Below are 3563 nucleotides of genomic sequence, written 5' to 3'. Positions count from 1 at the left end.
CGGCTTCATCTCCGCATGGGCCGCCAGCGGGAGGAGCCCGTCCGCCTCGGGAGGGCCCTCGATGAGCACGATGTCCGGCCGCAGCCGCTCCAGGGCATCCCGGACGCTGCGCGCGCTGCCCGGGCCGTGGTGCCGCACGCCGAGCACATGCACCGACGGGCTCGACTCTCCGCTCACAGCACCTCCATGCAGGCGCGGTAGAGGTCCTTCCAGCCCTCGCGCTCCTTCACCACCGTCTTGAGGTACTCCAGCCACACCACCCGGTCCTGCACCGGGTCCTTCACGATGGCGCCCGTCAGGCCCGCCGCCATGTCCGGTGCCCGGAGCACGCCGTCGCCGTAGTAGCCCGCCATGGCCAGCCCGCCGTTCACCACCGAGATGATCTCCGCCGTGGACAGCGCGCCGGAGGGCGTCTTGAGCTTCGTCGCCCCGTCCACCGTCGCGCCACCCCGCAGTTCGCGGAAGAGGGTGACCACCCGGCGGATCTCCTCCAGCGCGGGCTTCTCCGCGGGCAGCGCGAGGGCCTGGCCCATCTCGGCCACGCGCTTCTCGACGATCTCCACCTCCTGCTCCAGCGAGTCGGGCACGGGCAGCACCACCGTGTTGAAGCGGCGCAGCAGGGCGCTCGACAGCTCGTTCACGCCCCGGTCCCGGTTGTTCGCCGTGGCGATGACGTTGAAGCCAGAGCGGGCCTGGACCTCGGTGGACAGCTCCGGCACGGGCAGCGTCTTCTCGCTCAGCAGGGTGATGAGGGCATCCTGCACCTCGCCCGGCATGCGCGTCAGCTCCTCCAGGCGCGCCAGCTTGCCCTCGCGCATGGCGCGCATGACGGGGCTTGGCACCATCGCCTTCTCCGAGGGGCCCTCGGCCAGCAGCCGCGCGTAGTTCCACCCGTACCGCAGGGAGGCCTCGTCCGTGCCGGCGGTGCCCTGTACCAGCAGCGTCGAGTCCCCGCAGATGGCCGCGGCGAGGTGCTCGCTCAACCAGGACTTCGCGGTGCCCGGGACGCCGTAGAGCAGCAGGGCCCGGTCGGTGGCGAGCGTCGCCACGGCGATCTCCACCAGCCGCGCGTTGCCGATGTATTTGGCGCTCAGCTTGAAGCCGCTCGGGAGCTGGCCGCCGAGCAGGTAGAGGCGCACGGCCCAGGGCGAGAGCTTCCAGCCCTGGGGCTTCGGACGGTCGTCGGCCTTGGCGAGCTCGGCCAGCTCCTCGGCGTATTGCTGTTCGGCGTGCTGGCGGAGAAGGGCGGTGGCGGTCACGGTTTCAGCTCCTCGTACAGGATGCGGCGCAGCGAGACGGTCTGCTGGAAGCGGTGCATTTCCTGGCTCCAGCGGTACAGCGGATGGGGCAGCTCGTAGGGGTCGGTCGCGTTCGCGAGGCACTCGGGGGGCAGGGCCATGGAGGCCTGCCGGAGGGCGCCGAGAAGGGCCGTGGCCCGGGTGCTCGGGTCGTACAGCTCGCGAATGGCCTGGAGCCAGGCGTAACCGAGCTTCGCGGGCCACGGCGCGGGCACCAGTGGGAGGGCCCGGTCGAGCGAGGGCAGGGACTCGGCGCGGGCCAGGATGCGCAGGGTGCGAGTGGCACGCTCGTCGGGCGGGAGCTGTTCGAGCACGGAGACGGCCAGCATCTGGGCCCGCTCGGCGTCGAGCACCTTCGACTCGCAGCGAGACCAGAAGGCGAGCAGGGCCGAGCCCCAGGGCGAGGAGGTGCCCAGACGGAGCGCGAGGCCCCAGCCCTCCGTGAGCGCCACCCCGTGGTCCGTACGTGCGGCGGCGGCGACGAGCTGCTCCGGGGTGGCCTCGAACCAGCCCTCCCAGGCGCGGAGGGGGACGGACTCCAGGAGCCGGATGAGCCAGTGCTCGCTCTGACCGATGCCGGCGGGGGGCTTGTCCAGGCCATCGCGCTCGGCCTCGGCGTCCCATTTGCCCGGAAGCTGGACACGGAGCGTGGCCGGCTTCTCCCAGACGAGCACGGCGCGCGCCCGCTCGGCCATGCGCCGTGCGAAGGCGGACTCGGGCAACCGGGCCAACAGGTAGCGGGCCACCTCGCGCACCGCGGCCGCGCGGTCCTTCCGACCGAGCTCCAGCAGCGCCTCGTCCTCCGGGGAGAGCCCCGCGTCGAGGCAGGCCAGGAATCGGGCACGGTGCTCGGCCTTCTCCTGCGCCCAGGTGGTCTGCAACCACGCCCGGCCCCGCGCCGGATCGAGGCTCCGGGCCTGGGTGAGGGCCGCGCGCCGCTCCTCGGGCCCCCCTTCGGACCACACGCGCTCGGCCTCGGCGGGGTCGGGGGCCAGGGCCGTGGCAGGGCCCCACTCGGGATTCTGACGGGCGAGCCACTGGCCGCGCTCGCCCAGCACGGGCTCCGCCGCCGCGCGCACCGCACGGTCCTTGAGGCCGAGCACCCGGGGAAGCAGCTCGGGCGGGAGGCGGCGGCGGGCGCGGGCCATCCGCTCGAAGGCCTCGCGCAGCACGTCCCCGTCGTTCGACACCAGCAGCTCCATGAGGACGGCGCTCACGCGGGGCGGGCACACCTCCAGCGTGTCGGGCGGGGCCACGTCGCCGCGGGTGTCGAGCACGGGGAGCTTCCTCCCCGCGGCCCGCGCCACCGCGCGCACTCCGGCCGCGAGCAGGACACGCTTCTCCGCCGGCACACCCTCCAGCGCGCGGAGCACCTGTCCCTCCACTCCAGCCGTCTCCCCGGGCTCCGGTGAGCGGGCGGTCCCGAGCGTGGCGAGGCGGGTCAGCGTGTCGAGCTCGTTCACGACGGGCCTCCCAGCGGGTGCAGGCGTCCCTCCACGCGGGCGCTCAAGGGGCGGAACTCGTCTCCGTCCCACTCACCGAAGAGGTCGATCGACTGGCCTCCCGAGAGCGCGAGCAGCCGCCACCGGTCGCACGCGCCGAGGCGGATCGCCGGGCCCGTGGCCTCCCGGAGCCACCAGTGGCGCCCACCCTCCACCACCGGCACCACCGCGCCGAGCATCGCCGCCGTGCGCTCGCGGAAGGGGTGCCGGGCCAGCTCGTCGGCGAACCGCTGGCAGAGCTCCTCGAGGGTGAGCGAGGGCAGGGGGGCCACGTGGGGTCGGACCTCGCCCTTCCGCTCCTGGACGAGGCCGCGCTGGGGCGCGGCGCTCGGCCAGAACGCCAGCTCCGCGGGGAACGCGGTGCCGAGCAGGAAGGACTCGGAGAAGCGCGCACCGGGGCCGGCGGCGAACTGGAGGACGAGCGCCGTGCGGCCGGAGGTGGTGCCGAACAGGTACGTCCGCTGGGTGCGGACGCGCTCCGTGTCCTCGAGTTCCTGGCCGACGACGACCCAGGTGTCCGTGAGGCGCTCGCCTTGGACGAGGACGTCCTCCTCGCGCAGCGAGATGCCCACCAGGGTGCGGAGGTCCGCCGCGAGGAGGGGAGGGAGCTCGTCCAACTTCTTCCAGGCCTCGGTGACGAGCGCGAGCCGCCCGAGCCTGTCCAACATCCGCCGGGGCCAGTCGGGGCCGCTGCCCGGGAGCGCCGCGCGCTGCCGCACCTGGGACGCGAGCCCCGGGGCCTGCGCGTCCCCCAGCCGCGCCG

Annotated in this window: 4 protein-coding genes; all 4 read right to left on the bottom strand. The window is 74.0% G+C overall.

The window, feature by feature from the left end; genetic code table 11:
- A partial coding sequence (locus tag VF794_RS03030; protein ID WP_331107517.1) for a DUF5682 family protein occupies positions 1 to 138 on the bottom strand: 138 nt, incomplete at its 3' end.
- Between the two features lie 35 nt (positions 139 to 173).
- Positions 174 to 1259, bottom strand: a complete 1086-nt coding sequence (locus VF794_RS03025) for an AAA family ATPase (protein WP_331107515.1) — start codon at positions 1257 to 1259, stop codon at positions 174 to 176.
- Complete coding sequence (locus VF794_RS03020) at positions 1256 to 2761, bottom strand: DUF5691 domain-containing protein (protein WP_331107513.1); 1506 nt, start codon at positions 2759 to 2761, stop codon at positions 1256 to 1258. The genes VF794_RS03025 and VF794_RS03020 overlap by 4 nt, the downstream gene beginning before the upstream one ends.
- Positions 2758 to 3563, bottom strand: an 806-nt coding sequence (locus VF794_RS03015) for an SWIM zinc finger family protein (protein WP_331107511.1), incomplete at its 5' end; no start/stop codon positions are given. The genes VF794_RS03015 and VF794_RS03020, both read right to left, overlap by 4 nt.

This window comes from Archangium sp., from assembly GCF_036389735.1.
Taxonomy (GTDB): Bacteria; Myxococcota; Myxococcia; order Myxococcales; family Myxococcaceae; genus Archangium.
Note: the sequence above shows the minus strand (reverse complement) of the source record. Positions and strands in the feature narration are given on the sequence as shown.